We start from the raw sequence: 24,207 nt of genomic DNA on the forward strand, positions 1-24,207 counted from the left end.
TTGGACGGATACCGCGTCCGTGGATTGTCCGCTGCGGTTGTGGACCGGCTCGGAGAGTGGCTGCCTGCATCCCTGACGGTCAGTCCTGATCGCTGGCAACTGCTCGCGACTCGTGGACGAGTCGGGCTGCGGTCTCGAACGCTGCCTTCCAGGGGAAGACTCTCTGCCGTTCGTTTCCGCTGCCCGGTGGGTGGGGCTCCCAGCCGTCGTCTTCGCCGAGCAGGACGCGTACGCGTTCGTCGCGCAGGCTCACCACGGCGCGTTGGAAGGGTGCGCGGGTGGCCAGGGCGGCGTTGACGAACGGGACGATGACTGTCGGTACCTGGCGTCCGATCAGCTCGGCGACCGAGGTCATGGCGTAGTTGTCGGCGATGCCGAGCGCGATCTTGTTGATGGAGTTGTAGGTCGCGGGGGCGATGACGAGAGCGTCGGCGGCGGGAAGCGTGCGGCGGCCTCCTAGAGACATCTGGTAGGTGGACCTGACCGGGTGCCCGGTCATCGTCTCGATCGCTTCGGTGTTGATGAAGTCGATGGCGCTGGGGGTGGTGGTGACCGCAGCCGTCCAGGTTTTCTCTGTAGCTGCGGCGATCAGTTGTGTCACGTCGGTGGCGGGGCCGGCTCCGCAGACGACGATCTGAAGGTGGCCGACGGTCATACCGGGATCCCGACGCGGTGGGCGAACTCAACGACTTCGGTACGGACGTGGCCCCGGCTGAGGGCTGCGAGGTCGCCGGCGATGCGCTGGACCGCCGGTCGGCACCGGAGTTCCTCGGGTGCCACGTCGTACGCGATGCGCAAGGCGTTCAGGCTTTGCTCGTAGCGTCCCCACTGGCCGTAGGCACGGGCCACGTCAACGAACAGTGAGGCTTTGCGTTCGGCGAGGTGGATTTTGTCCAGTGGCACCTGGCGGGCGAGGGTGATCGCGGTGCCGGCGTCGCCCAGGGTCAGCGCGATTTTGACCTGGTGGAGCAGGACGTTCGTGGCGCCGAAACCGGTCCACCGGTCGTTGCCGTCGTAGCCGAGCCGTGCGGCGGCACGGGTGGCCTCGTCGAGCATGGCTTGCGCGCTGTCCCGGTCGTCGCTGCGCGCGGCGGCGATCGCACCGCGAAACAGGAGGGCGCCGTAGACGGCCACCTGGTCGGCGGACCTGAGGTGGGTGTCCCGTTCGAGGGCGCCGGCCGCGTTCCCGGCCAGGTTCCTCGCCTGCCTGGTGTGGCCGTTGCTCATCAGGGCGTGGGTCATGATCCGCGCGCTGGTGGCCATTGCCACCGGGTCCTGGCTGGCCGTGCCGGCGTGGGCGCTTCTCTCGGCCGCCACCAGGGCCATGCCCCGGTCACCGATCTTGAGTAGCACGCTGCCGACGACGTGGTACAGGTCGCTGGCCAGGGCGTCGATTCGGATCCGCTGGTCGCCCTCGGCTTCCGCCTGGGTCGGTGCCAGAGCGGGTAGCAGGGTCGCGAGGCGACCGAGAACCTGCTCGTACCGGCATGCCTGGTAGGCGGCCTTCGCGGTGGCCACGTCGCGAGTGAAGTCTCGAGGGGGCAGGGCAACCGGCTCGGCGGCCAGAGCGGTCGGCGCTGAGACCAGCGCGTCGAGTAGTGGCGTGACGCCGGGAAGGACAGCCATGCCGCCGACCGTCGCGCCCTGCAGGAACTGTCTACGCTGCACGTCACCGTCCGACTCAAGGCCAGGTCTGTCCCTGCCAGTATCGGCGTCCGCAGCGGCCGGCGGTCTGGTGGTAACGGCAAGTGCACCACTGGTGCCTTGCCCCCGTAGCGCCTCGAAGCGTTCCAGAACGTCGGGGGCGGCCCGGGCGAGCACCGTATCGAGCGCGGCTTGCATGTCGGCACGTAGTTGGATGGTCTCGCCCTGGCTGCTCCACTTGGCCACCGTGCGTCGGGCCGCGCCCAGGTATTCGGCGAAGCCGGTGACGCTCATTCGTAACGCCCGCCGCAGGGCGTTTGCGTCCTGGCCGGTCCAGTTGGTCACTGTGGCCATCGGATGCCCTCTCGATGGGACAGGTCAGCGTGCCGATCGTAGCGTCACGTGGCGTGCCGGCGGGTGCACCGCGAGTGCACCGCGAGTGCACCGCGAGTGCACCGCGGGGACATTCCTCGTCGTCACGCTCCCCGGCGATTCTGAATCGGCCGGTCGCCCGTTCGTGACGAACGGGCGCCCCACCACCTTTCACGGTTTCCATCAGGGAGCGCCGGAATGAAGCATGCAGCCACTCGAGGCCAGAAGCGCTTGACGCGTCGGCCGGCGGCGTCCCCAGCGACTGGCACGTGTGTGCCGGTGACTCCCCGTCTGCGTACTGCGACGAGAGCTGCGCGGGCGGGTGACCGGCGGTCTGCTCCCAGCCGCCGCCCGGCGGCGGTGGGCTCGCCCTTCCCCAGGCGAGTCCACCGCTTGCCGGCGCCTACCTGCTTCGGGAGGCGGCCATGACGGTGTACGTCTCGCGCAACGCGACGACCGGCGGACCATGGCGTACGGATCCGCCGAAACACGCCGGTCCGTCCGAGTTGGAGCGGATGCCCGAGCCGCCGCTGCTCACCCACGTGTGGCGTCAGCATTTCGAACGGCAGGCACGGGAGGCGATGCGCCGATGACCGAAGCCCACCCGGATGCCGTAACTGCGTATCGCCGCACCTCGAAGCAGGGAGAACAGGCGCGGAGGGAGCACTTGCCGCTGCGTCCGCTCTGGCTGTGCCGGACCTGCGGACAGCCCTGGCCCTGCGGGCAGGCGAAGCTGGATCTCTTGGTCGAGTACCAGGGCAGCAGGCTCGTGGGCCGGTTCCGGCCACAGCGCGCCGATGGCGGCTCGTACCCGTACCACTACATCATCGACCAGCTCGAGTCATCATCGAACCCTGCACGTTCACCGGCTCGCGGTTCACCGGTACCCGGCTGACCGATGTACGCCTCAAAGACGTCCTCTTCGACGGCTGCCGCTTCGACTACGCCACCTTCCAACGCGTCGTCGCCGCCGGAGCCACGGCCTTCACCGACCGCACGCTCACCAACGCCATGTGGTCGTCCTGCCGACTACCCAAAATCGCCATCAGGTCCTGTCAGTTGACCAACCTTTAACTCGAATCCTGCCAGCTCCAAGACGCTGATCTTCGCGGCAACCGCCTCCACGATCTCAAGGCGGCACTCGTCAACCTGCACGGGGTCACCATCGGCGAAGACCAACTCTCCGAACTTACTCAGATGGCCATCGCGGAGCTACGCGTTGAGGTGCGGGCTGACTGAGGCATCAGAGCGCGGCGAGGCCGACCGGCTCAGGAGTCCGCCGAGGCTACTCGAAAAGTGGCCGCCGGAAGGCGTCAGCGACTCGCCGCTGCCGGGGTGGTTCGACTTTCAACAGTTCGACTTTGCACAACAGGTCCGCCGGCACTTGTTTCGCCGGCTACGCAGCCCTCGCGGGCGGCGAACACCGCGAAGCGGCCGGCTACCAAGACACTCGACGCCCTGCACGCCGTACGGCAGCGGCCTCAACCACTCTGACCCGGTGGAACTCCCCGACACCCCGCGACCGGGTTGGCAGCTGATCCGGCGATGGTGCTGGCCGTTTCCGCCGGGACGTCGGTGAGACTTCCACGGGCGCGGAGAGATCAGGTGTGGTTTAGTGCCGGTGAACGGGTTTCGACAGTGGGGTGGGGATGAACGGGGCGGCCGATCCTCGGCGGCGGGTGCCGCGTACCGACGTACTGCTCGCCGATCCCCGGCTGGCGGCTGCCGAGGCCACCGTCGGGCGGGCCCGGCTCAAGGCCGTACTCGGCGCCGCCCAGGACCGGGTCCGGCGTGGTGAGATCGCGCCGGAGGAGGTCGTCCCGGTCACCCTGGCCGCGCTGCCGGAGACCGCCGCCGGGCTGCGCCCGGTGCTGAACGCCACCGGGGTGGTGCTGCACACCAACCTCGGCCGGGCGCCGTTGTCGGCGGCGGCCGTCGACGCGGTGGTCGCGGCCGCCGGGCACACCGACGTGGAACTCGATCTGCGCACCGGGCGGCGGGCCCGGCGGGGCCGGGGCGCGCTGGCCGCACTCGCCGCCGCGGTGCCGGCGGCCGGCGGGGTGCACGTGGTCAACAACGGTGCCGCCGCGCTCGCCCTGGCCGCGACCGCCCTCACCGCCGTGCGGCAAACCGGCGGGGCAGCCGGGCTCGGCGACGGGCCGGCCGGGCGGGAGATCGTGGTCAGCCGGGGCGAACTGGTGGAGATCGGCGACGGGTTCCGGCTGCCGGACCTGCTGGCCAGCACCGGCGCGACGCTGCGGGAGGTGGGCACCACCAACCGGACCGCGCTGGCCGACTACGCGGCGGCGGTCGGGCCGGGTACCGCGTTCGTGCTCAAGGTGCACCCGTCGAACTTCGTCGTCCGGGGCTTCACCGCCGCCGTACCCGTCGACGAGCTGGTCACCCTCGGCGTACCGGTGGTGGTGGACATCGGCTCCGGGCTGCTGGCCCCGGACCCGCTGCTGCCCGACGAGCCGGACGCCGCCTCGGCACTGCGGGCCGGCGCCGCGCTGGTCACGGCGAGCGGCGACAAGCTGCTCGGCGGTCCGCAGGCCGGGCTGCTGCTCGGCGACGCGGAGCTGGTCGAACTGCTCCGCCGGCACCCGCTGGCCCGGGCGCTGCGGGTGGACAAGCTGACCCTGGCCGCCCTGGAGGCGACTCTGACCGGTCCGGAGACGCCGACCTGGCGGGCGCTGCGGACCACCCCGGCGGCGCTGCGGCTGCGCACCGAACGGCTCCGCGACCAGCTCGCCGCCGCCGGCCTGAGGGCCGAGGTGGTCCCGCACGACGCCGTGGTCGGTGGCGGCGGGGCGCCGGAGGTCACCCTCGACTCGTGGGCCCTCGCCCTCCCCGAGGAGTATGCCGAACCGCTGCGCCTCGGCGACCCGCCGGTACTCGGCCGGCTGGAGCGGGGCCGGCTGCTGCTCGACCTGCGCTGCGTACCCGTCGACCGGGACGAGGCGGTGCGGGCCGCCGTCGCCCGGGTGCCCCGAGGACGGCGGGAGAGCTGAGGTGCAGGTCGTCGCCACCGCCGGACACGTCGACCACGGCAAGTCCACCCTGGTCCGGGCGCTGACCGGGATGGAGCCGGACCGCTGGGCGGAGGAGCGGCGCCGGGGCATGACCATCGACCTCGGCTTCGCCTGGACCGCGCTGCCGTCCGGGACGGTGCTGGCGTTCGTCGACGTACCCGGACACCAGCGGTTCGTCCCCAACATGCTCGCCGGGATCGGCCCGGCCCCGGCCGCGCTCTTCGTGGTCGCCGCCGACGAGGGCTGGATGCCGCAGTCCGCCGAGCACCTGGCCGCGCTGGACGCGCTCGGGGTCCGGCACGGGCTGCTGGTGGTGACCAGGACCGACCTGGCCGATCCGGCCGCCGCCACCGAACTGGCGCTCGCCGAGATCGCGGTCAGCTCGCTCGGCGAGGTCGAGGCGGTCGCGGTCAGCGCGACCACCGGCGCCGGGCTGCCGGAGCTGCGCGCCGCCCTGGACCGGCTCGCCGCCCGGCTGCCGGTGCCCGAGCCGAGCGCCCCGGTGCGGCTCTGGGTCGACCGGGCGTTCACCATCAGGGGCAGCGGCACGGTGCTGACCGGCACCCTCGGCGCGGGGACGCTGCGTACCGGCGACGAGCTGGAGCTGACCGGCAGCGGGCAGCGGGTCCGGATCCGGGGCCTACAGACCCTGGGTACCCAGGTGTCCGAGGTCGCCGGGGTGGCCCGGGTCGCGGTCAACCTGCGCGGGGTGCCCCGGGAACAGGTCGGCCGGGGCGACGCGCTGCTCACCCCGGGACGGTTCCAGCAGACCGACCTGGTCGACGTCCGGCTGGCCGGCGACCCGGTGGCCGAGCTTCCGGCGGAGGTCACCCTGCACGTCGGTTCGGCCGCGGTGACCGCCCGGGTACGCCCGCTCGGCGCCGACACCGCCCGGCTGCGGCTGGACCGGCCGCTGCCGCTGCGCATCGGTGACCGGGCGCTGCTGCGGGATCCCGGCCGGCGGCACGTGGCCGGCGGGGTGACGGTGCTCGACGTCGTACCGCCCAGGTTGAGCCGGCGGGGCGCGGCGGCCGAGCGGGCGGCGGTGCTGGCCGGGCTGGACGGCCGCCCCGACGAGTCCGGGGAACTGGCCCGGCGCGGCCTGGCCCGGCGGCCGGAGCTTTCGCGGATGGGCGTGACCGTGCGCACCGCACCGGTGGCCGGGGACTGGCACGCCGATCCGGCGCACTGGCGACAGCTGCGGCGGCGACTGGTCGACGAGGTGACCCGGTGGGCACAGGCGCATCCGCTGGAGCCGGGCGTACCGGTCGAGACCGCCCGCCGGCTGCTGGACCTGCCGGACCGGGCCCTGGTCGAGGCGCTGGTCGCGGCGCCGCTGGTGTCCGGCGACGGCCGGATCGGCCGGGGCGGGGCGACCGGCGCGCTGCCCGAGCAGGTCGCCCGGGCGGTACGGCGGGTCGGTGCGGAGCTGGCCGAGCGGCCGTTCGTCGCCCCGGAGGCGGCCCGGCTCGCCGAGTTCGGACTCGGCCACCGGGAGATCGGCGCGGCGGTACGGGCTGGCGCGCTGCTCAAGCTCGCCGACAACGTCGTACTGCTGCCGGACGCCCCCGAGCGGGCGATCCGGGTACTCGCCGCGCTGCCGCAGCCGTTCACCCTCAGCACCGCCCGGCAGGCCCTCGGTACGACCCGGCGGGTCGCCGTGCCCCTGCTCGAACTGCTGGACCGGCGCGGCGCCACCCGCCGGCTGCCGGACGACGCCCGGATCGTGCTCTCCGGACCGGGCGACCGCTGAGCCCACCGCCGGTGCCCGACCCCGGCCCGACCCGCCGAGAGCGCCCCACAGCTCACGCACCCGCCAAGAGCATCTGCGGCAGCCGCGGGTCAGGGCAGCGCCGGTCGCCGGTCGGCCAGCAGGCGCCGCTTGTCGGGCTTGCCGGCCGTGGTGACGGGAACCTCGGCGATGAAAGTGACGTGCCGGGGACTGCTCGCCGCGCCGAGCCGCTCCCGGACGAGCGCGCGCAGCACGTCCGGATCCGGCCGCCGGTCCGGGGCGGGGACGACGAAGGCGTGTACCGCCTCGCCGGTCTCCTCGTCGGGCGCGGCCACGACGTACGCCTCGGCCACGTCCGGATGGCTGGCCAGGACGCGTTCGATCGGCCCGGCGTACTGGAGGTCGGCGTTCACGATGACGACGTCCCGGGCCCGCCCCAGCAGGTGCAGGTATCCGTCGGCGTCCAGCCGGGCGAGGTCGCGGGTGCGTACCCAGCCGTCGACGAACACCTCGGCCGTCTCCGCCGGGTCGGCCCAGTACCCGCTCGCCTGCGCCGGGGTGCGGACGAAGAGTTCCCCCGCGACCCCGGTCGGCACCGGTCGGCTGTTGCCGTCCCGGACCTGCACCTCGACGGCGGTCGGTGGCCGGCCCACCGAGGCGAGGGTGGCCGGCGCGGCGGTCGGCTCCGCCGGGGTCAGCATGGAGATCATGCCGGTCTCGGTCTGGCCGTAGCCGTGGTAGACGACCGGCCCGAGCACCGAGAGCGCCTCGGCGAGCCGGGCCGGGTGCAGCGGGGAGCCCGAGACCAGCAGGGCGCGCAGCGTGCCGAGGTCGACCGGTGCGGCGCGCTGGCTCGCGACCAGCTTCGCCAGCCGGGGCACGGTGATCACGCTGGCGGTGGCCCGGTGCCGGACGATCGCGGCGGGGAAGAACGGCTCCGTGCCACGGGGCGGCTCGGCGATCACCATGGTGCCGCCGGCGGCCAGGGTGAGGATGCCGTACTCCAGCATCACCTGGCTGCTGAGTGAGCCGAAGACCAGGTAGCGGTCGAGGTTGGCGGCGAGGTCGCGGATCGCCGGAGGCCACCGGTCCGGGTGCGGTGCCCAGGCGGCACCGAGCGCGGCGTACGTCTGGAGGCAGCCCTTCGGGTTGCCGGTGCTGCCGCTGGTGTAGATGACCCGGCCGACGTCCTGCGGGCGTCCGGCGGGAACGGGCGGGTACGCCCGGCTGGTGGTCAGCTCGGGTACCCCGTCGACCGGGCCGACCGCCAGCAGGGGGCGCCCGGCGGCGGCCGACCGGAGCTGCGGGGTCGCGGTCGACGGGTCGACCAGCACCGCCGCGATCTGATGGCTGAGCAGGTGCCGGAGCTGGCCGGGGGTGAGCCCGGGACGTACCCCGGCCAGCCGGGCACCCACCACCTGCACCGCGACGATCGCGGCGAACGCCTCCGGCGACACGCCGAGCACCACCGCCACCCCGTCGCCCGGGCCGATCCCCGCCTCCCGCAGGCCCGCGCTGATCCGGCCGACCAGGTCCGCCAGTTCGTCGGCGGTGACGGTACGCGGGCCGTGCTCGAAGACCGGGCGGTCCCGGCCGGTGCCGAGCAGGTCCAGGATCGCCTGCGGATAGCCCGGCTCAGCTTCCGGCATCGACCCGGACCTCTTCGGCGGTCCCGCCGCCGGCCAGGGGCTCGGCGACGACCTCGCCGTCGGCCAGGTGTTCCTTCAGGAATGCGGCCAGCGGCTGCTGGTGCACGGTGGGCAGGTTCCACTGGTTCTCCAGGTTCTCCGCCAGGTGGTGCACCGCCCGCACCGTCCCGTCCCGGTAGTGCCGCACCACCGGGTGCAGATAGCTGGCCCGGTGCGCGGCGTGCGGGTCGTTCTCCGCGACCCGGGGGATCGAGACGTCGAACGGGTCCACCGCGTCGTGGTCCGCCCCGTACTCCAGCGTGACGGCGAAGGCGGACGAGGAACCGGGACCGAGCCCGCCGTCGGCGAGGTACGCCACCGGCACCTCCTCGTGGAAGTACGCGCTGTCCCCGCGTACCGTCACGACGTCACCGAGCACGCCGAACTGCTGCCACAGCGCGGACGAGCGGTTGATCCGGGCGATGATCGCGTCGGTGATCGCCTCCGGGGTCGCCGCCAACTCCACGGCGGGCCACCCGACCTGGTGGTAGCGGGAGTTGAGGATCCGGTGCAGCGCCCGGACCCCGTACCGGAAGCCGTGGATGAACCCGCTGGTCGACCGCTTGAAGTCGCGTTGCTGGGTGAGCGTGCCGGCGAAGTACAGTTCGGGTACGGAGGTCGACTCGTAGCCCGAGGTCTGCTCCGGGAAGCGGTCGTTGATCACCAGTCGCGGCCGGCAGGTGTCGTCGAAGACGCTCGCGTCGAAGCGGAAGCCGGTGCAGGCGATCACCCGGTCGTACTCGATCTCCCGGATCGCCTCGACCGTGCGGGCGTACCGGAACCGCACGAGGTAGCCGCCCTCCGGGCGCCGGTGGATGCTCTCGACCGTGCCGTCCAGGACGGCGTTCTGCGACTTGAGCTGGTACGTGTCGAGGAAGTTGTTGTTCACCGCCCGCAGGTGCCCGACGTAGTGCGTCTGCCAGGCGAACCGGACCGAGTGCGGCCCGGCGACGTGCACGACGGCGGCGGTCTCCACCAGGGCGTCGGCGGTCTCGAATCCGGAGTTGCCCTTGCCGATGACCATGACCCGCTGGTTGGCGAAGTCCTGCGGATCGACGCTGACCGTGTCGTACCGCTCGGCGGTCTCGATCCCCTCGATTGCCGGCAGGTGAAGCTGGGACACCCCGGTCGCCACCACCAGGCGGCGACCCCGCCAGGTGCGGCCGGCGGCGTCGAGGGCGTGGAACCCGTCGCCGTCGCGGCTCACCCGGACCACCGTGGTCCGGTACTCGACCCGTACCCCGGTCGCCGTGGCGAAGTCGGCGAGATAGCGCACCAGGTCGTCCGCGTCCGGGAAGTACCGCTGGCTGTACCGGCCGAACAGCAGGTCGGGCTCGTCGCTGAGCAGCGAGTTCCAGTCCATCCGCAGGTTGAACTCCGGATCGTCGGAGCCGGTGTAGACCTTGTTGATGGAGATCAGCCGGCGATGTCGCGGATAGGTGCTGAAGAACGTGCCGGGTGCGGCGCCGGCCTCCAGCACGACGTAGTCATGACCGTCGCGTTCGAGCAGGGCGGCGAGTTGCAGTCCCGCAGGCCCGGCCCCGATGATCAGGTAGTCGTGCGTCATGCGCGGGACGGTAGCCACCGGTAATCAGAGATGTCTCAGACCGCTCTGAGAATGCCCGGCTACGGTCGGCCCGATGACGATCCAGGCCCGCAAGGCGATCCGTCCCATCGACCTGACGCGGCCGCTGCGGGAGGCGGACCTGCGCCATGCCGCCGCCGAGATCCGCGTCGACATCACCGCCCCGGTACGCGACCGGTTGCGGCGCTCCCGCGACCACCTGCGGGCGGTGCTCGGCGACGACCGTCCGGTGTACGGCGCCACCACCGGCTTCGGTGCGCTGGTCGGGTTCGCCGGCCGGGACGACGAGGCCGACCAGTGCGACAACACGCTGGCGCATCTCGGCGCCGGCCAGGGTCCGGACATCGATCCGGCGGTCAGCCGGGCCGCGATGCTGGTCCGGGTCTGGTCGCTCGCCCAGGGCGTCTCCGGGGTTTCGGTGCGGGTCGTCGAGGGGCTCGCCGCGATGCTGGCGACGGCGTTCGCGCCGGCGATGCCCCGCCTCGGCTCGGTCGGGGCCAGCGGTGACCTGATCCCGCTCGCCTACGCCACCCAGGCGCTGCGCGGCCGAGGCTGGGCCTATCTGGACGGCCGGCGCGTGCCCGCGGCCGAGGCGCTGGACAGGGCCGGCCTGACCCCGCTCGCCCTCGACGGGCGGGACGCCCTGGCACTGGTCAACGGCACCTCGCTGACCACCGCCGCCACCGCGCTCGCCCTGGACGACATCCGCCGCGCGCACCGGGCCGCCCAGCTGCTGACCTGCCTCCTCGTCGACCTGCTCGGCTGCGACCCCGGCCAGTTCCCGCACCCCCGGCTGCTGGCCGCGTACGGGCACCCCGGCGCCGTCGACGTCGCCGGGCGGATGCGCGGGTACCTCGCCGGTGCGGTGCCGTCCGGTGCCCGCCCGCTCCAGGAGGCGTACAGCATCCGCTGCACCCCGCAACTGCTCGGCGCGGCCGAGGACGCGCTGCGCTACGTCGACGGTGTGGTGGCGGCGGACCTGCGCGGCGTGAGCGACAATCCGCTGTTCTTCCCGGATGACGACCTGGTGCTGCACGGCGGGAACTTCTTCGGCCAGCCCGCCGCCTTCGCGGCCGACGTGCTGGCGACGGTCGCCGCCCAGCTCGGCAACCTGGTCGAGCGCCAACTCGACCTGCTGGTCGACCCGGCCCGCAACGGGGGACTGCCGCCGATGCTGGCGGCCGGGCCCGGCCGCCAGCACGGTTTGCAGGGCGCCCAGTTGGCCGCCACCGCGATGGTCGCTGAGATCCGCCGGGCCGCCACCCCGGCCAGCATGCAGAGCCTGCCGACCAACCTGCACAACCAGGATGTCGTGCCGTTCGGTACCCAGGCCGCGCTCCGGGCCGTGGACCAGGCCCGGCTGCTCCGGCTGGTCTGCGGCACGCTCGCGGTCGGGCTGCGCCAGGCTCTGCACGTCGGCGCGCGTACCCCCACCGCCCCCGGCTGTGCCGCCGCGCTGGACCGCCTCGTCGCGCTGGTCCCGCCGATCGACCCGGACCGGCCGCTCGACGCGGACGTCGTCCGGGCCGCCGACCTGCTCGACCTGTTGACCGAGCCGCCGGCGGCACCGGCCGAGCCGGCGAACTGATTTTTCTCTGAGTTCTCCTTCGTACGTTTCCCCGCGTGACCGCAGAGATGCTCGACTATCTGATCATCGGGGCGGGGCCGGCCGGACTACAGCTCGCGGCCCTGTTCCAACGGGACGGCCGGCGGGACTACCTGGTGCTGGAGGCGGCCGACGCCCCGGGCGCCTTCTTCACCCGCTTTCCACGGCATCGCCAGCTCATCTCCATCAACAAGCCGCACACCGGCTCCGACGACCCGGAACTCAACCTGCGGCTGGACTGGAACTCGCTGCTCAGCGACGATCCGGCGCTGCGGTTCACCCGGTACACCGAGCGCTACTTCCCGGACGCCGACGTGCTGGTCCGCTACCTGGCGGACTTCGCGGCGGCCACCGGGGTCCGGGTCCGGTACCGCAGCCGGGTGGTCCGGGTCGCCCGGGACGCGGACGGCGGTTTCGCGGTCACCGACCAGACGGGTACCACGCACCGCGCCCGCCGGGTCGTCGTGGCGACCGGGGTCTCCCAGCCGTACGTCCCGGCGATCCCCGGCATCGCGCACGCGGAGCGGTACGACGAGATGCCGGTCGATCCGCGGGACTTCCTGGACCAGCGGGTGCTGATCATCGGGAAGGGCAACTCCGCCTTCGAGACCGCCGACGCCCTGATGGAGACCACCACGCTGATCCACGTCGCCGGGCCGAGTTCGGTGCGGATGGCGTGGCGCACGCACTACGTCGGACACCTGCGGGCGGTGAACAACAACTTCCTCGACACCTACCAGCTCAAGTCGGCGAACGCGATCCTCGACGGGCAGGTACGCGACATCGAGCGGGACGCGGACGGCTACCGGGTCACCTTCAGCTTCTCCCGGGCCAACGAGGTCACCAAGGAGCTGCGCTACGACCGGGTACTGGTCTGCACCGGCTTCCGGTTCGACCCGTCCGTCTTCGCCGACGGTTGCCGTCCGGCGCTCGTCATCGACGACCGGTTCCCGGCCCAGACCGCGCAGTGGGAGTCGGTGAACGTACCGGACCTCTTCTTCGCCGGCACCCTCTCCCAGCAGCGGGACTTCAAGCGGTCGACAAGTGGTTTCATCCACGGCTTCCGGTACGGGGTCCGAGCCCTGCACCGCATCCTCCAGCGGCGCTACCACGACACCCCGTGGCCGGCCGAGAAGGTCGACGCGACCGCCGAGTCGGCCGCCGACGCGATCATCGAACGGGTCAACCGCAGCTCCGCCCTGTGGCAGCAGTTCGGGGTACTCGCCGACGTGCTGACCGTGGCCGGGACGGACGCCCGCTACCACGAGGAGGTGCCGGTCGACTACCTCGTCGACACCGGGCTCGCCACCGCCGACCATCCGGTCGAACACGCCTTCGTCGTCACGCTGGAGTACGGCCCGCAGCACGACCAGGTCGACCCGTTCGACATCTCGGTGGGTCGGATCGCCCAGGACGTGCCCGGCCAGGCGCACGCCGCGGCCTACCTGCACCCGGTGGTCCGGCACCACCACCGGGGCCGGGTGGCGGCGGTGCACCACCTGGCGGAGAACCTGGAGAACCGGTGGGACAGGCCGGACGTGCACCGCAGCCCGCTCGTCGCCTTCCTGGACCGCTGCCTCGCGGACACCGTGGGCTGACCGCCATGCCCTCGGTCACGGACCAGGCGGGCCCGCGCCGCACACCCACGGCCGGCGCGGGCCCCCTGCTCAACGTCGACGACCTGTGGACGGAGGCGCACCGCCGGCTCGACCCGGTGCACCGGGACTTCTTCGCCGGCGGATCCGGCGACGAGCGTACGCTGCGGGCCAACGAGACGGCCTTCGACGCGTACCGGATCCTGCCCCGGGTGCTGCGCGGCGGGGGCGCGCGTGACCTCCGTACCGACCTGCTCGGCGAGACGCTCGCGATGCCGGTGCTGGTGTCACCGACCGCCTTCCACCGGCTGGCCCACCCCGAGGGCGAGGTGGCGAGCGCCCGGGCGGTCGCGGCGGCCGGCACCGTGATGGTGGTCAGCATGGCGGCCACCGCGCCGATCGAGGCGGTCGCCGGGGCGACGGACCCGGCCGGCCGGCCGGCGCGGCTGTGGTTCCAGCTCTATCCGCAACCGGATCTCGGCTTCACCGAGTCGGTGATCAGGCGGGTGGAGGCGGCCGGCTGCCGCGCCCTGGTGGTCACCGTCGACTCGCCGGTGCTCGGGCGCCGCGAGCGCGACCTGCGCAACGGTTTCCTCGACCTGCCGTCCGGGCTCCGCTGCGAGAACATGCGGGATCCGGAGACCGGGCGGGTCCGGGACATCGTGCTGGACGCCGACCTCGACTGGGCCCGGATCGAGTGGCTGCGCGGTACGACCCGGCTGCCCGTGGTGCTGAAGGGAATCCTGCACCCGGCCGACGCCCGGCTCGCCGTCGCGCACGGGGCCGACGCCGTGCTGGTCTCCAACCACGGCGGGCGGCAACTGGACGGGGTACCGGCGAGCATCGACGCGCTGCGGGCGGTCGTCGAGGCGGTCGAGGGGCGGATTCCGGTACTGCTCGACGGCGGGATCCGCCGGGGTACCGACGTCCTCACCGCGCTGGCGCTCGGCGCGACGGCGGTCGGGATCGGCCGGCCGGTCGTCTGGGGTCTCGCGGCCCGGGGCGAGTCCGGGGTACGCCAACTCCTCGACCTGCTCCGCGCCGACCTCGTCCGGGCCATGACGCTGGCCGGCGCGGTCCGCCCCACCGACCTCGCTCCGGACATGATCGCGATGCGGGTGCCGCGATGAGCCGGCTCCCCGGGTTTCCGTGGTACGCGGTGGGCGTGCTGGTGGCGGCGGTGGCGTGGACGCTGCCGCGGTGGTTGCCACCGGCCGTGGTCCGGCTGCGGGAACGGATCTTCATCCGGGTGAACGGCGTCGAGGGCATCCCGGTGCCCGGCCCGCTGGTCGGCCCGGAGCACTTCGAACGGGTGTACTCGGACCCGGCGGCGGACGGGCGCAGCCGGGGCGCCGGGCTCTCCGACCTGTTCTGGTACTGGCTGGCGCCCGGACCGCAGATGCACCAGGAGCACCTGGAGCCGGGCGAGCGCTACCGCACGGTCGCCCGGACGACCCGGCGGGTGCTGGCGGTGTCGCAGCGCCGGTCGACCGAGCTGGCCGGGGCGGCGGCCCGACGCGTCCTCGACGAACTGCCGGCCGGCCGGACCAGCCAGGTGCGGCTGCGTGACCTGATGATGCCGATCTGGGCCGAGGTCTACCACGAACTCGTCTTCGCCGAGGCGTGCCCGCCCGACGTCCGGGCGCTGATCGTGGCCAACGCCGACGACGTGGTGAGCGCGCTCAAGTGTTGCGGGCTGCGGCACCTGGACCGGCGGGACCGGCTCACCCGCCATCTGCGGGCCCGGGTCGAGTCCGGCACGGCACCGGTCACCCTGCCGGAGCCGTTCACCGCCGAGGAGACGACCTGGTATCTCCAGGGCACCTTCTTCAACACCGCCGTCGTGCAGATGTCCGAGGCGATGGCGCACCTCCTGCTGGCCCTCGCCCAACACCCGTCGGCTCAGCGGGACCTGATCGCGACCCTCGACGACCTCGGCGGCGAGGGCGACCGGGCGCTGGACCGGGTGATCGACGAGGCGCTGCGGGTACATCCGCTCTTCGGCGTGGCACACCGGATCACCTCCGGCCCGATCGAGGTCGAGCCGGGGGTCACCATCCCGGCCGGCTCGGTCCTGCTCTTCAACTATCTCGCCTTCCAGCGCACCGGGCCGGCCGCCGACGACACCTTCGACCCCGCCCGCTGGCTGACCCTGCGCCGGGGCGACGCGCATTTCGTCCCGTTCGGCGTCACCGCGAACCGGGCCTGTCCGGCCCGTGGCGTCGCCCCGGTGATGATGCGCGCGGTCACCCGGGAGGTGCTGCGCCGGTACGCCCTGGTGTCCACCGTGCGGCACACCCGCTCGCTGCCCAGCCGCGGCCCCTGCCTCCTCGTCCCGCCCGGGGCACGGCCGCCGGGGAACGTACGACGGTGGTGGATGCGGTGGACGGACCGTTGGGCCGACGTGTGGCGCAGCCTCGTCCAACTGGTCCTGGGCACCTGGATGGTGGTCGACGCGCGACGCGTACGACTCTGCACCAGCTACTTCGAGGAGGTTCGGCCATGATCGAGGTCGGGTCCACAGCGGACACTGCCGGGGAAGGCGGGACGGCATGAATCCCGTCGAGCTGGCGCCACGGTTCTTCATCGCCGTCGCGGCCATCCTGCTCGTCTGCCGGGCGACGACGTGGCTGCTCGGCAAGGTCGGCCAGCCGCCGGTGGTGAGCGAGATGCTGGCCGGCGTCCTGCTCGGGCCGTCGCTGCTCGGGCTGCTGGCCCCGGCCGTGCAGGACGCACTCTTTCCGGAGCAGCTCTATCCGGTGCTCTACATCGTCGGTCAGGTCGGTCTGGTCATCTTCATGTTCCAGGCGGGCTACGCGTTCACCTCGCACCCGGTGACCGGACTGGCCGGCACCGCCGGGGCGGTGTCGCTGGCCGGGGTACTCGCGCCGCTCGGCCTCGGCGTCCTGCTGGTGCTCGCCACCGCGGGACACGTGCCGGTGCTCGCCCCGGGCACCTCGGTCGGGGTCTCCGCCGCCTTCGTCGGGGTCGCCCTCGCCATCACCGCCTTTCCGATGCTCGCCCGGATCATCACCGAACGCGGGCAGGAGGGCACCCGGCACGGGTCGCTCGCCATGGCCAGTGGCGCGCTGGACGACGCGGTTGCCTGGATCCTGCTCGCCGTCGTCCTCGCCACCGCCACCGGCCGGTCCGGCCCGGCACTCGTCACGGTCGCCGGCGCGATCCTGTTCGGGCTGCTGCTCTGGTCGGTGGGCCGACGGGTGGCCGCGGCGCTGGTCGGCAGCGACCGGATCGGTGACCAGTCCCGGCTGCTCGGCCTGGTGGCACTGCTCTTCGTGGTCGCCTGGTACACCGACGAGATCGGCCTGTACGCGGTCTTCGGCGCCTTCTCGGTCGGCGCGGTGATGCCGCACCGGGCCCGTACGGATCGGATGGTCGCCACCGTCACCCCGGTCTGCCAGATCGTCTTCCTTCCGCTCTTCTTCACCTACTCCGGGCTGCACACCGAATTCGGGCTGCTCAGCCAACCCTCGGTGCTGCTCTTCGCGCTCGGCTGTGTCGCGGTCGCCGTCGTCGGCAAGTTCGGCGCCTGTTGGGCGGCGGCCCGGCTCCGGGGTGAACCGAAGGGCGTCGCGGTGCGGATCGGCGTACTGATGAACGCTCGCGGGCTGATGCAACTGATCGCGATCAACGTCGGCATGGCGGCCGGGATCGTCAACGCGACCCTCTTCACCGCCCTGGTGCTGGTCGCGCTGGTCACCACCCTGATGACCACGCCGCTGCTGAGTTGGATCGACCGGCGCGAGGCGAGGAACCCCATCTCGGTTGCCACGAAGGACCCGGTGCCGGCGGTTCAACCGGTGGCCGACACGGTATAGAGACATCTATCACAGTCTATGTATGGCGGTGGGTGTGGGATTCTCAGCCTGTGCTACAGGCAAGCGAGGCGTCACCTACCGTACGCCGCCTGCTCCTGGTCGAGGACGACAGGGAACTCGCGGAGCTGCTCACCGAGGTGCTGGCCGACGAGGGATACCTGGTCGACGTGGCCCCGGACGGCCAGCGCGGCCTGCATCTCGGGCTCACCCGACGCTACGACGTCATGGTGATCGACCGGTTGCTGCCGGCGCTCGACGGGCTGCACCTGCTGGCCCGGCTGCGCTCCCGCGCGGTCGGCGCCCGCGCCCTGCTGCTCACGGCGCTCGGCACGGTCGACGACCGGGTCGCCGGCCTGGATGCGGGCGCCGACGACTACCTGATCAAGCCGTTCGACCTCGACGAGCTGAGCGCCCGGATCAGGGCGCTCTGCCGGCGTACCTCCGACGGCGCCGAGGCGCTGCCGATCGGTGCCGGCCGGCTCGACCTCGGGCTGCGGGACGCGGTGCTCCCCGACGGATCCCGGGTGGCTCTCTCCGCCCGGGAGTTCGAGCTGCTCCGGGTCCTCGCCGTGCGCCCCCGGGCGGTGCACTCCCGGGCCGAGCTGCGCCGCCGGGTGTTCGACGAGGCCGCCGCCTCGTCCATCGTAGACACCTACGTGTACTACCTGCGCCGCAAGCTCGGCCGGGCGGCGATCCGTACCGTGCACGGCCTCGGCTACCGGCTCGGCGAGCTGTGAGGGTCCGGCGGCCGGCGGCGCCGGCGGGGCTCTCCTGGATGGCGGCCGAGCGGGCGGTGGTCGCCCGGGCCCGCCGGCGGGTCGGCCTGCTGGTCGGACTCGCGGTGACCGTCCTGGTCTCGCTGGTCGGCGCCGTCTCCTACGGCATGCTGGTACGCGGCCAGGAGCGCCAGATCCAGCGGGAGCTCGCCTACACCGCCGTCCGCGGCGACCCGTCCGGGCCGCCGGGATGCACCTGGCTCTTCCTGCTGCACGACGGCCAACTCATCTCCGGCGCCGTACCCGCGCCGGCCGGCTTCCCCCTCACGGCCTCGATGACCGCGACCGCCGCCACCCGGACCCCGGCCACCGACAGGATCGAGCGCAACGGCACCGTCTACTTCGTCCTCACCGAGCCCCGGGGTGAGGATGTGGTGCAGGCGATCTTCGATGCCCGGTACCAGCTCGCCGACCGCCGCCATCTGCTCCTCGCCCTCGCGGTCGCGGAGCTGGTCGGACTGCTCGCCGCGGTCGTCAGCGGGTTGGTCGTGGGCCGGCTCACCGTCGCGCCGCTCGCCGAGGCACTCGCCCGGCAGCGCCGGTTCATCGCCGACGTCAGCCACGAGCTGCGTACGCCCATCGCGCAACTGCACACCCGGGCACAGGTGCTGGCCCGGCGGGCCGGCTCCACCGGCGTTCCGGCCAACTACCGGTCGGAACTGGACCGGTTGGTCGGCACCAGCAGGCGGCTCGGCGAGGTCGTCAACGACCTGCTGCTCTCCGCCCGGCTGGCGGCCATGCCGGACGACCGGCCGGCCACCACCCCGGTGGATCTGGCCGCGCTCGCCGAGGCGGCGGTCGTCGCCGAGGCCGACCGCGCCACCGAACAGGGCGTGACGCTCACCCTCAGCCGTCCCGACGTGCCGGTTCCGGTGCCCGGGGTGGAGTCGGCACTGCGCCGGGTGATCAGTGAACTTCTGACGAACGCCCTGCGGCACACGCCCGCGGACGGGCGGATCGACGTGACGGTGCGCCGCCGGGACGACGTCGCCGAACTGATAGTGGTCGACACCGGTGAGGGCTTTGATCCGGCCGACCGCATCTTCGACCGGTTCCACAGCGGCGTGGGCGCCGAGAAACGGCACACCGGCCTCGGGTTGGCGCTGCTGCGCGAGGTCGTCACCGGCCACGGCGGCACGATCGAGGCCCGCAGCCACCCCGGCCAGGGTGCCCAGTTCGCCGTCCGGCTGCCGGCGCGGAGCAGTCCGGACCCGTGAGCCGCCAGGCAAGCCGGCGACCGGTGGCGGTGGCCGTCCAGCCGTGACCGCCGGGCCGCCGTAGCCGCCGGGCCGGTCGGACGGGGAACCGGGCCGGTCGAACCGGGTGCGGTCGGGGTTGTCGGAGACCCCGCTGGCAGTGGGTGGTTGCTGCCCGGGCGCCGGGGCGCCCGCGGCACCCGGTCCTAGGTGATGCCGGGCGTGCCGCGCGGTTCCCGGACGATCACCGCGTCGGCGACGACGACTCCGAGCAGGACGACCATGACGGCCACGGAGACGAGCAGCGGCGGCAGCAGGACCATCATCGGCGCGATCAGGATCAGCACACCGATCCCGACCAGCCACGGTCGGGACACCCGGGCGAACACCTCGTGCCCGAGCAGGATCCGGCCGGCGAGGAAGAGCACCGGACCACCGACGATCACCGCGATCCAGCCTCCGGGGGTGTCCTCCATCGGGTGCCGGATGATCAGCTCGTCGCCGACCGTGGTCAGGACGACGCCGGCCACCATGATCAGGTGGGCGTACCCGGCCCACTTGCTCTCCCGGGCCGGGTCGGCCGAGCCGATGATCGCGCTGCCGAGCTTCTCCCTGGCCCGGTAGAAGTAGATCCACCAGAGCAGCACCGTGGTGGTGAACGAGATCAGCACGGCGACGGCCTGTTTCGGCGAGTAGTCGGTGCTCCGCACGGTCCGGGCGATGATCACCACGGTTTCGCCGAGAGCGATGATGATGAACTGGCGGTACCGCTCGGCGAGGTGCTCACCGGCGGTGTTCCACTCCCAGGCCGGCGAGCGTCCGATCCACGGGGTGGGCCAGCGCACCACCGGCCCCAGGTACTCCATCACCAGGGCCGCCGTCCAGAGCAGCAGCCGTGGCGTGCCGGAGACGAAGACCCCGACGAACCAGAGCGTGCCGGAGAGACTGAACCAGAAGATCCCGCGCAGCGGCCGGTTCCGTAGCCGGTGGCCCCGCAGGATCACCGCGAGGATCGTGCTGCGGAACAGGTGGATCCCGACGTAAGCGGAGGCGAAGAGCAGGGCTCGACCGTCGAACGCGTCGGGCAGCGCGGTCGAGATCAGCAGGCTGCCGAGCATGATCGTGATGACCACCAGTTGCACGGCGGGCCGCCGCGAGTCCAGGGTGTCGGTGGTCAGGTTGGTGTACGACCACACCCACCAGATCGCCAGCAGCAGCAGAAGCGTCTGGTAGGCCCCGAGCGGGTGCAGACTCATGAGCAACGTTTCGGCCAGCCGGGCCAGCATGAAGACGAAGACGAGATCGTAGAAAAGCTCCACCGGAGTGGCCCGCTGCGGCTGACTCGGATCCCGGATCAGCGTGGAGTGTCTGCCCGTCGCCATCGACCGCCTGTTCCCCCCAACCCGCCGCACGCGGGCCGCCGCCCAGCGCCCTGACCTGCGCGGACCCGTCACACCCCACCGTCGAAGCAGTCGTACCACGGTGGGGCTGTCCGGTTCCCGGCTTCACCGCGATGAGCGGCCGGCGCGCGGCAACACCCGGTACGGCGGGGAACCGTGCCAGGAGACGTCGGCGCGAGCTGCGGCGGCTCGCGGCCACCGCCGGCCCGGCCCGGCCCGAGCGCTCAGGCCGGTGCGGGTGCCCCGACGTCGCGCCGGAGGTACTCGGCGGTGTAGGAGTTGCGGGCGTCGAGCAGTTGCGCCGGGGTGCCCTCGAACAGCACCGTGCCGCCCTGGCTGCCGCCCTCCGGTCCGAGGTCGATGATCCAGTCGGCATTCTTGATCACGTCGAGGTTGTGCTCGATGACGACGACCGAGTTTCCGCCGCCGACCAGTCGCTCGACGATGTCGAGCAGGTGCTGGATGTCGGACATGTGCAGCCCGGTCGTCGGCTCGTCCATCACATAGATGGTGCCGCCCTTGTGTAGTTCGGTGGCGAGCTTGATCCGCTGGCACTCGCCACCGGAGAGGGTGCTCAGCGGCTGGCCGAGCTGGAGGTAGCCGAGCCCGACGTCGTTGACCGCCTGGAGGATCGTCCGCAACTTCTTCTCGGGGAAGAACTCCAGGGCCTCCGAGGCCGGCATCCGCAGCACGTCGCTGATCGACTTGCCGCGCAGCTTGTGCTCGAGTACGTCCTCGCTGAACCGGCGCCCCTCACAGGCCTCGCAGACCGACTTGAGCCCGTCCATGAAGGCCAGGTCGGTGTAGATCACACCGAGCCCCTGGCAGTTCGGGCAGGCACCCTTGGAGTTGAAGCTGAACAGCCCGGCCGGTACGCCGTTGGCCTTGGAGAAGAGCTGCCGGATCGGGTCGAGCAGCCCGGTGTACGTCGCCGGGCTGGACCGGATCGAGGCGCCGACGGCGGACTGGTCGATCACGATCGCCTCGGGGTGCTGCCCGACGAAGACCTTGTTGATCAAGGTGCTCTTGCCCGACCCGGCGACCCCGGTGACCACCACCAGCACCCCGGTCGGGATGTCCACCGTGACGTTCCGCAGGTTGTGCACGTCGGCCGCGGTCACGGTGAGGTGCCCGGTCGGCCGCCGGTAGTCGGTCTTGAGCGGCAGCCGGTGCTCCAGGTAGCGCCCGGTCGGGGTGTCCGCGCTGCGCAGCTCGTCGACGGTGCCGCCGAACAGCACCTCACCGCCGCCCGCGCCACCGGACGGGCCGATGTCGATCACATGGTCGGCGATCTCGATGACGTCCCGGTCGTGCTCGACCACCAACACGGTGTTGCCCTTGTCGCGCAGCTTCACCAGCAGCCGGTTGAGCCGCTCGACGTCCCGGGCGTGCAGGCCGACGCTCGGCTCGTCGAAGATGTACATCATGTCGACGAGGCTGCTGCTCAGGTGCCGCACCATCTTGATCCGCTGGGACTCACCGCCGGAGAGGGTGTCGGTCGGCCGGTTCAGGCTCAGATAGCCGAGACCGATATCCACCAGGTTGCCGACCCGGTCGAGCAGGCTCTCCAGCACGGTCGCGCCGACCGGGTCGGTGAAGGTCCGCAGCACCGCGACGAGTTCGGTGGCCTCCATCGCGGCCAACTGGGCGATGTTGTAGCCGTCGATCTCGCTGCTCAGCGCCGCCTGGCTGAGCCGGGCGCCCCGGCAGAGCGGGCAGGTCTGCTCGGTGACGAACCGCAGGAAGATCGCCCGGTTGCGTTCGGACATCTCCGCCGCGTCCTTGCGGATGTAGAGCCGGGTGAACTTGGTGACCACGCCCTCGTAGCTGGAGTTGATGGTGGTGCCCTGCCACTCCAGCGGGACCTTGCCGTCGCCGTACAGCAGGGTCTGCCACTCCTGCTCGGAGTAGTCGGCCAGCGGCTTGTCCAGGTCGAAGAAGCCGGAGGCGGCGTACATCTTCCAGAACCAGCCGGTCCTGGCGAAGTCGGGATGCAGCAGGGCGCCCTCGTTCAGCGACCTCGACCGGTCCAGGAAGGCGTCGAGGTCGAGCTGGACCGACTTGCCCAGGCCCTCGCACTCCGGGCACATCCCCTGCGGGTCGTTGAAGGAGAAGGCGTTGGAGTAGCCGACGTGCGGCTTGCCGACCCGGGAGTAGAGGAGCCGCAGCAGCGAGTAGATGTCGGTGATGGTGCCGACCGTCGACCGGGAGCCACCGCCGAGCCGCTTCTGGTCGACCACGATGGCGGCGGAGAGGTTTTCGATGGTGTCCACGTCCGGCTGGCCGTAGCGGGGCAGGAAGGTCCGGGCGAAGGCGGTGAAGGTTTCGTTGAGCTGGCGCTGCGCCTCCGCGGCGATGGTGTCGAAGACGATGGAGGACTTGCCGGAGCCGGAGACGCCGGTGAAGACGACCAGCTGGTGTTTCGGCACCCGCAGCGAGACGTTCCGCAGGTTGTTCTCCCGGGCCCCGGTGATGACGATGTCGTCGGCCGCCACGCGTTCCCCCTATTTCCCGTATGGTGTACGACAACGAGTCACCGTACAGCATACGGGGTGGGGCCGACGCTGGCTCGGGGCAGCGGTCGGGGGCGCGTGGTCAGCCCCGCAACTCGGCGAGGAACCGCGCGCGGTGGGCGACCCGGGCGGGATCACGGGCCGGTGCCACCCAGCCGAGCACCTCGTACGCGGCCCGCACCGGGTCGGGGAAGAGCGCCGCCTGCACCGCCAGCCCGGCGGAGTGCCGCAGGAACGCCTGCTGGCGCTGCGCGTCGGTCATCCGGCCCCGCTGGGTCGGCAGCGCCAGCGAGGTGCCGGCGACGTCGGACTGGCAGGCCAGTTCGCGCAGCAGCAGACCGAGCGCCGAGTCGTCCGGCACGATCCGCGTCCCGCCCCGGTCCACCTCGGCCAGCGCGTCGGCCACCACCGGCTCGGTGTCGATCCCCGCCTCGTCGGCGCGCCGCCGCGCCTCGGCCGCCACCACCCGGCGCAGCAGGTCGGGCCGGGCGGAGGTGATCGCGGTCAACAACTCGTGGTCCTCGCGCAGCATCCAGGTCGGCAGCGCGGGCGGATCCGGGAGCAGGGGCACCAGCCGGCCGGTGCTCAGCGGTCCGGCCAGCCGGTCGGCATCGAGGTGCACGCCGGTGAGCAGGTCGGCGAGGCGTAGCCCCGCGTCGAGCCCGGCACTGGACCAGCCGGCGTCGCCACTGTCCGGCAGGCCGACCCGGCGCATCAGCGGCACCAGGGCGTCCGGCGCCGTGCCCCAGCGGCGTACCGGCGAACTCGGGTCGAAGCCGGTGCGCAGTACGCCGTCCACGGTGTGCGTGAACCGCCGGTTGCCGTTGATGTTGGTATAGAGCGACACCGCCTCGGTACCGCCGGAGACGGCCCGCAGCACCTCGGTCCGCATCCCCTGGAACCCGTTCTCCTCCAGCACGAAGACCCAGCCGTCGAGCCGGCCGGCCAGCACGAGGTGGTCGAAGGGCAGCTCGGTGGCCTCGGCGAGGCCGGTCAACGATCGAAGGCTGGCCGGCTCGACGCCGAACCGGCGCAACACCGCCTGCTCGTCCGGGTCCCGGACGAACGTCAGGCAGAACGCCTCGCGGAGGCCGTGGTCGTCGAGCCAGTCGTAGTCGGCCATGCCGCCCCCTTCCGATCCGCCGGGCACCTGCCACCGGGTGGCTCGGCGGCGCGCCCCGATCGTCAGAGCCAACACCCGGCGTACGACAAAACCCGGCGAACGCTAC

The 24,207-nt window shown here is 72.4% G+C and carries 17 protein-coding genes and 1 pseudogene; 11 read left to right on the forward strand and 7 right to left on the reverse strand.

What is annotated here, in order from left to right; genetic code table 11:
• Positions 1-79: 79 nt before the first annotated feature.
• Entirely contained in the window at positions 80-655 is a 576-nt protein-coding gene (locus AAH979_RS32720; protein WP_346261997.1) for a flavoprotein, read from the reverse strand.
• Positions 652-1,998: a hypothetical protein gene (locus tag AAH979_RS32725; RefSeq protein WP_346261998.1), complete on the reverse strand. Its 1,347-nt coding sequence runs from the start codon at positions 1,996-1,998 to the stop codon at positions 652-654. Before AAH979_RS32725 ends, AAH979_RS32720 begins: the two co-directional genes overlap by 4 nt.
• A gap of 443 nt (positions 1,999-2,441) precedes the next feature.
• Here AAH979_RS32725 and amcA point away from each other — a divergent pair, with 443 nt between their 5' ends.
• The 4 genes and pseudogenes from amcA to selB all read left to right on the forward strand — a co-directional run bounded on the left by amcA (position 2,442) and on the right by selB (position 6,801).
• Entirely contained in the window at positions 2,442-2,609 is a 168-nt protein-coding gene (gene amcA, locus AAH979_RS32730) for a multiple cyclophane-containing RiPP AmcA (RefSeq protein ID WP_346261999.1), read from the forward strand.
• A 247-nt stretch (positions 2,610-2,856) separates the two neighbouring features.
• Positions 2,857-3,255 (forward strand): annotated as a pseudogene (locus AAH979_RS32735) (pentapeptide repeat-containing protein); the annotation flags it as partial.
• A gap of 410 nt (positions 3,256-3,665) precedes the next feature.
• On the forward strand, positions 3,666-5,027 hold the full coding sequence (selA, locus tag AAH979_RS32740; RefSeq protein WP_346262000.1) for an L-seryl-tRNA(Sec) selenium transferase: 1,362 nt from the start codon (positions 3,666-3,668) through the stop codon (positions 5,025-5,027).
• Between the two features lies 1 nt (position 5,028).
• The gene (gene selB, locus AAH979_RS32745; RefSeq protein WP_346262001.1) at positions 5,029-6,801 is read left to right on the forward strand and encodes a selenocysteine-specific translation elongation factor; all 1,773 of its coding nucleotides are present in this window, start codon (positions 5,029-5,031) and stop codon (positions 6,799-6,801) included.
• 89 nt (positions 6,802-6,890) lie between these two features.
• Here the strand turns inward: selB and AAH979_RS32750 are convergent, their stop codons facing one another.
• Positions 6,891-8,429, reverse strand: coding sequence for an AMP-binding protein (locus AAH979_RS32750; protein WP_346262002.1), 1,539 nt, complete (start codon positions 8,427-8,429; stop codon positions 6,891-6,893).
• Entirely contained in the window at positions 8,416-10,035 is a 1,620-nt protein-coding gene (locus AAH979_RS32755) for an NAD(P)-binding domain-containing protein (protein ID WP_346262003.1), read from the reverse strand. Before AAH979_RS32755 ends, AAH979_RS32750 begins: the two co-directional genes overlap by 14 nt.
• Before the next feature lie 73 nt (positions 10,036-10,108).
• On the opposite strand from AAH979_RS32755, the gene AAH979_RS32760 reads away from it, so the two are divergent.
• The 7 genes from AAH979_RS32760 to AAH979_RS32790 are packed head-to-tail and all read left to right on the forward strand — an operon-like array spanning position 10,109 to position 19,086.
• Positions 10,109-11,641 carry an aromatic amino acid ammonia-lyase gene (locus AAH979_RS32760; protein ID WP_346262004.1) on the forward strand — a complete coding sequence of 511 codons (1,533 nt, stop codon included), beginning with the start codon at positions 10,109-10,111 and terminating at the stop codon, positions 11,639-11,641.
• Positions 11,642-11,676: 35 nt separating this feature from the next.
• Positions 11,677-13,257, forward strand: a complete 1,581-nt coding sequence (locus AAH979_RS32765; RefSeq protein ID WP_346262005.1) for an FAD-dependent oxidoreductase — start codon at positions 11,677-11,679, stop codon at positions 13,255-13,257.
• 5 nt (positions 13,258-13,262) lie between these two features.
• Positions 13,263-14,384 (forward strand): alpha-hydroxy acid oxidase, encoded by a 1,122-nt coding sequence (locus AAH979_RS32770; protein WP_346262006.1) that lies wholly within the window; start codon positions 13,263-13,265, stop codon positions 14,382-14,384.
• Positions 14,381-15,760 (forward strand): cytochrome P450, encoded by a 1,380-nt coding sequence (locus AAH979_RS32775; protein WP_346262007.1) that lies wholly within the window; start codon positions 14,381-14,383, stop codon positions 15,758-15,760. The genes AAH979_RS32770 and AAH979_RS32775 overlap by 4 nt, the downstream gene beginning before the upstream one ends.
• A 46-nt stretch (positions 15,761-15,806) precedes the next feature.
• On the forward strand, positions 15,807-17,093 hold the full coding sequence (locus AAH979_RS32780) for a cation:proton antiporter (RefSeq protein ID WP_346262008.1): 1,287 nt from the start codon (positions 15,807-15,809) through the stop codon (positions 17,091-17,093).
• 50 nt (positions 17,094-17,143) lie between these two features.
• A complete protein-coding gene (locus tag AAH979_RS32785) occupies positions 17,144-17,830 on the forward strand; it encodes a response regulator transcription factor (protein ID WP_346262009.1) in 687 nt (228 codons plus the stop codon).
• A 38-nt stretch (positions 17,831-17,868) separates the two neighbouring features.
• A complete protein-coding gene (locus AAH979_RS32790) occupies positions 17,869-19,086 on the forward strand; it encodes a HAMP domain-containing sensor histidine kinase (protein WP_346262010.1) in 1,218 nt (405 codons plus the stop codon).
• Positions 19,087-19,271: 185 nt separating this feature from the next.
• Here AAH979_RS32790 and AAH979_RS32795 read toward each other — a convergent pair whose 3' ends face one another.
• The 3 genes from AAH979_RS32795 to AAH979_RS32805 form a co-directional block, all read right to left on the reverse strand.
• Positions 19,272-20,447 carry a low temperature requirement protein A gene (locus tag AAH979_RS32795; protein ID WP_346262011.1) on the reverse strand — a complete coding sequence of 392 codons (1,176 nt, stop codon included), beginning with the start codon at positions 20,445-20,447 and terminating at the stop codon, positions 19,272-19,274.
• A gap of 242 nt (positions 20,448-20,689) precedes the next feature.
• Entirely contained in the window at positions 20,690-22,960 is a 2,271-nt protein-coding gene (locus AAH979_RS32800) for an excinuclease ABC subunit UvrA (RefSeq protein ID WP_346262012.1), read from the reverse strand.
• A 100-nt stretch (positions 22,961-23,060) separates the two neighbouring features.
• Positions 23,061-24,101, reverse strand: coding sequence for a DUF6461 domain-containing protein (locus tag AAH979_RS32805; RefSeq protein ID WP_346262013.1), 1,041 nt, complete (start codon positions 24,099-24,101; stop codon positions 23,061-23,063).
• Between the last annotated feature and the right edge of the window lie 106 nt (positions 24,102-24,207).

The sequence above is a fragment of the Plantactinospora sp. ZYX-F-223 genome, assembly GCF_039649625.1.
GTDB lineage: Bacteria > Actinomycetota > Actinomycetes > Mycobacteriales > Micromonosporaceae > Plantactinospora.

Excerpts from the sequence above, each read along its gene's own strand:
- AAH979_RS32720 (WP_346261997.1), bottom strand. The coding sequence starts at position 655 with ATGACCGTCGGCCACCTTCAGATCGTCGTCTGCGGAGCCGGCCCCGCC.
- AAH979_RS32725 (WP_346261998.1), bottom strand. The coding sequence starts at position 1,998 with ATGGCCACAGTGACCAACTGGACCGGCCAGGACGCAAACGCCCTGCGG.
- amcA (WP_346261999.1), top strand. The coding sequence starts at position 2,442 with ATGACGGTGTACGTCTCGCGCAACGCGACGACCGGCGGACCATGGCGT.
- selA (WP_346262000.1), top strand. The coding sequence starts at position 3,666 with ATGAACGGGGCGGCCGATCCTCGGCGGCGGGTGCCGCGTACCGACGTA.
- AAH979_RS32750 (WP_346262002.1), bottom strand. The coding sequence starts at position 8,429 with ATGCCGGAAGCTGAGCCGGGCTATCCGCAGGCGATCCTGGACCTGCTC.
- AAH979_RS32755 (WP_346262003.1), bottom strand. The coding sequence starts at position 10,035 with ATGACGCACGACTACCTGATCATCGGGGCCGGGCCTGCGGGACTGCAA.
- AAH979_RS32760 (WP_346262004.1), top strand. The coding sequence starts at position 10,109 with ATGACGATCCAGGCCCGCAAGGCGATCCGTCCCATCGACCTGACGCGG.
- AAH979_RS32770 (WP_346262006.1), top strand. The coding sequence starts at position 13,263 with ATGCCCTCGGTCACGGACCAGGCGGGCCCGCGCCGCACACCCACGGCC.
- AAH979_RS32775 (WP_346262007.1), top strand. The coding sequence starts at position 14,381 with ATGAGCCGGCTCCCCGGGTTTCCGTGGTACGCGGTGGGCGTGCTGGTG.
- AAH979_RS32780 (WP_346262008.1), top strand. The coding sequence starts at position 15,807 with ATGAATCCCGTCGAGCTGGCGCCACGGTTCTTCATCGCCGTCGCGGCC.
- AAH979_RS32790 (WP_346262010.1), top strand. The coding sequence starts at position 17,869 with ATGGCGGCCGAGCGGGCGGTGGTCGCCCGGGCCCGCCGGCGGGTCGGC.
- AAH979_RS32795 (WP_346262011.1), bottom strand. The coding sequence starts at position 20,447 with ATGGCGACGGGCAGACACTCCACGCTGATCCGGGATCCGAGTCAGCCG.
- AAH979_RS32805 (WP_346262013.1), bottom strand. The coding sequence starts at position 24,101 with ATGGCCGACTACGACTGGCTCGACGACCACGGCCTCCGCGAGGCGTTC.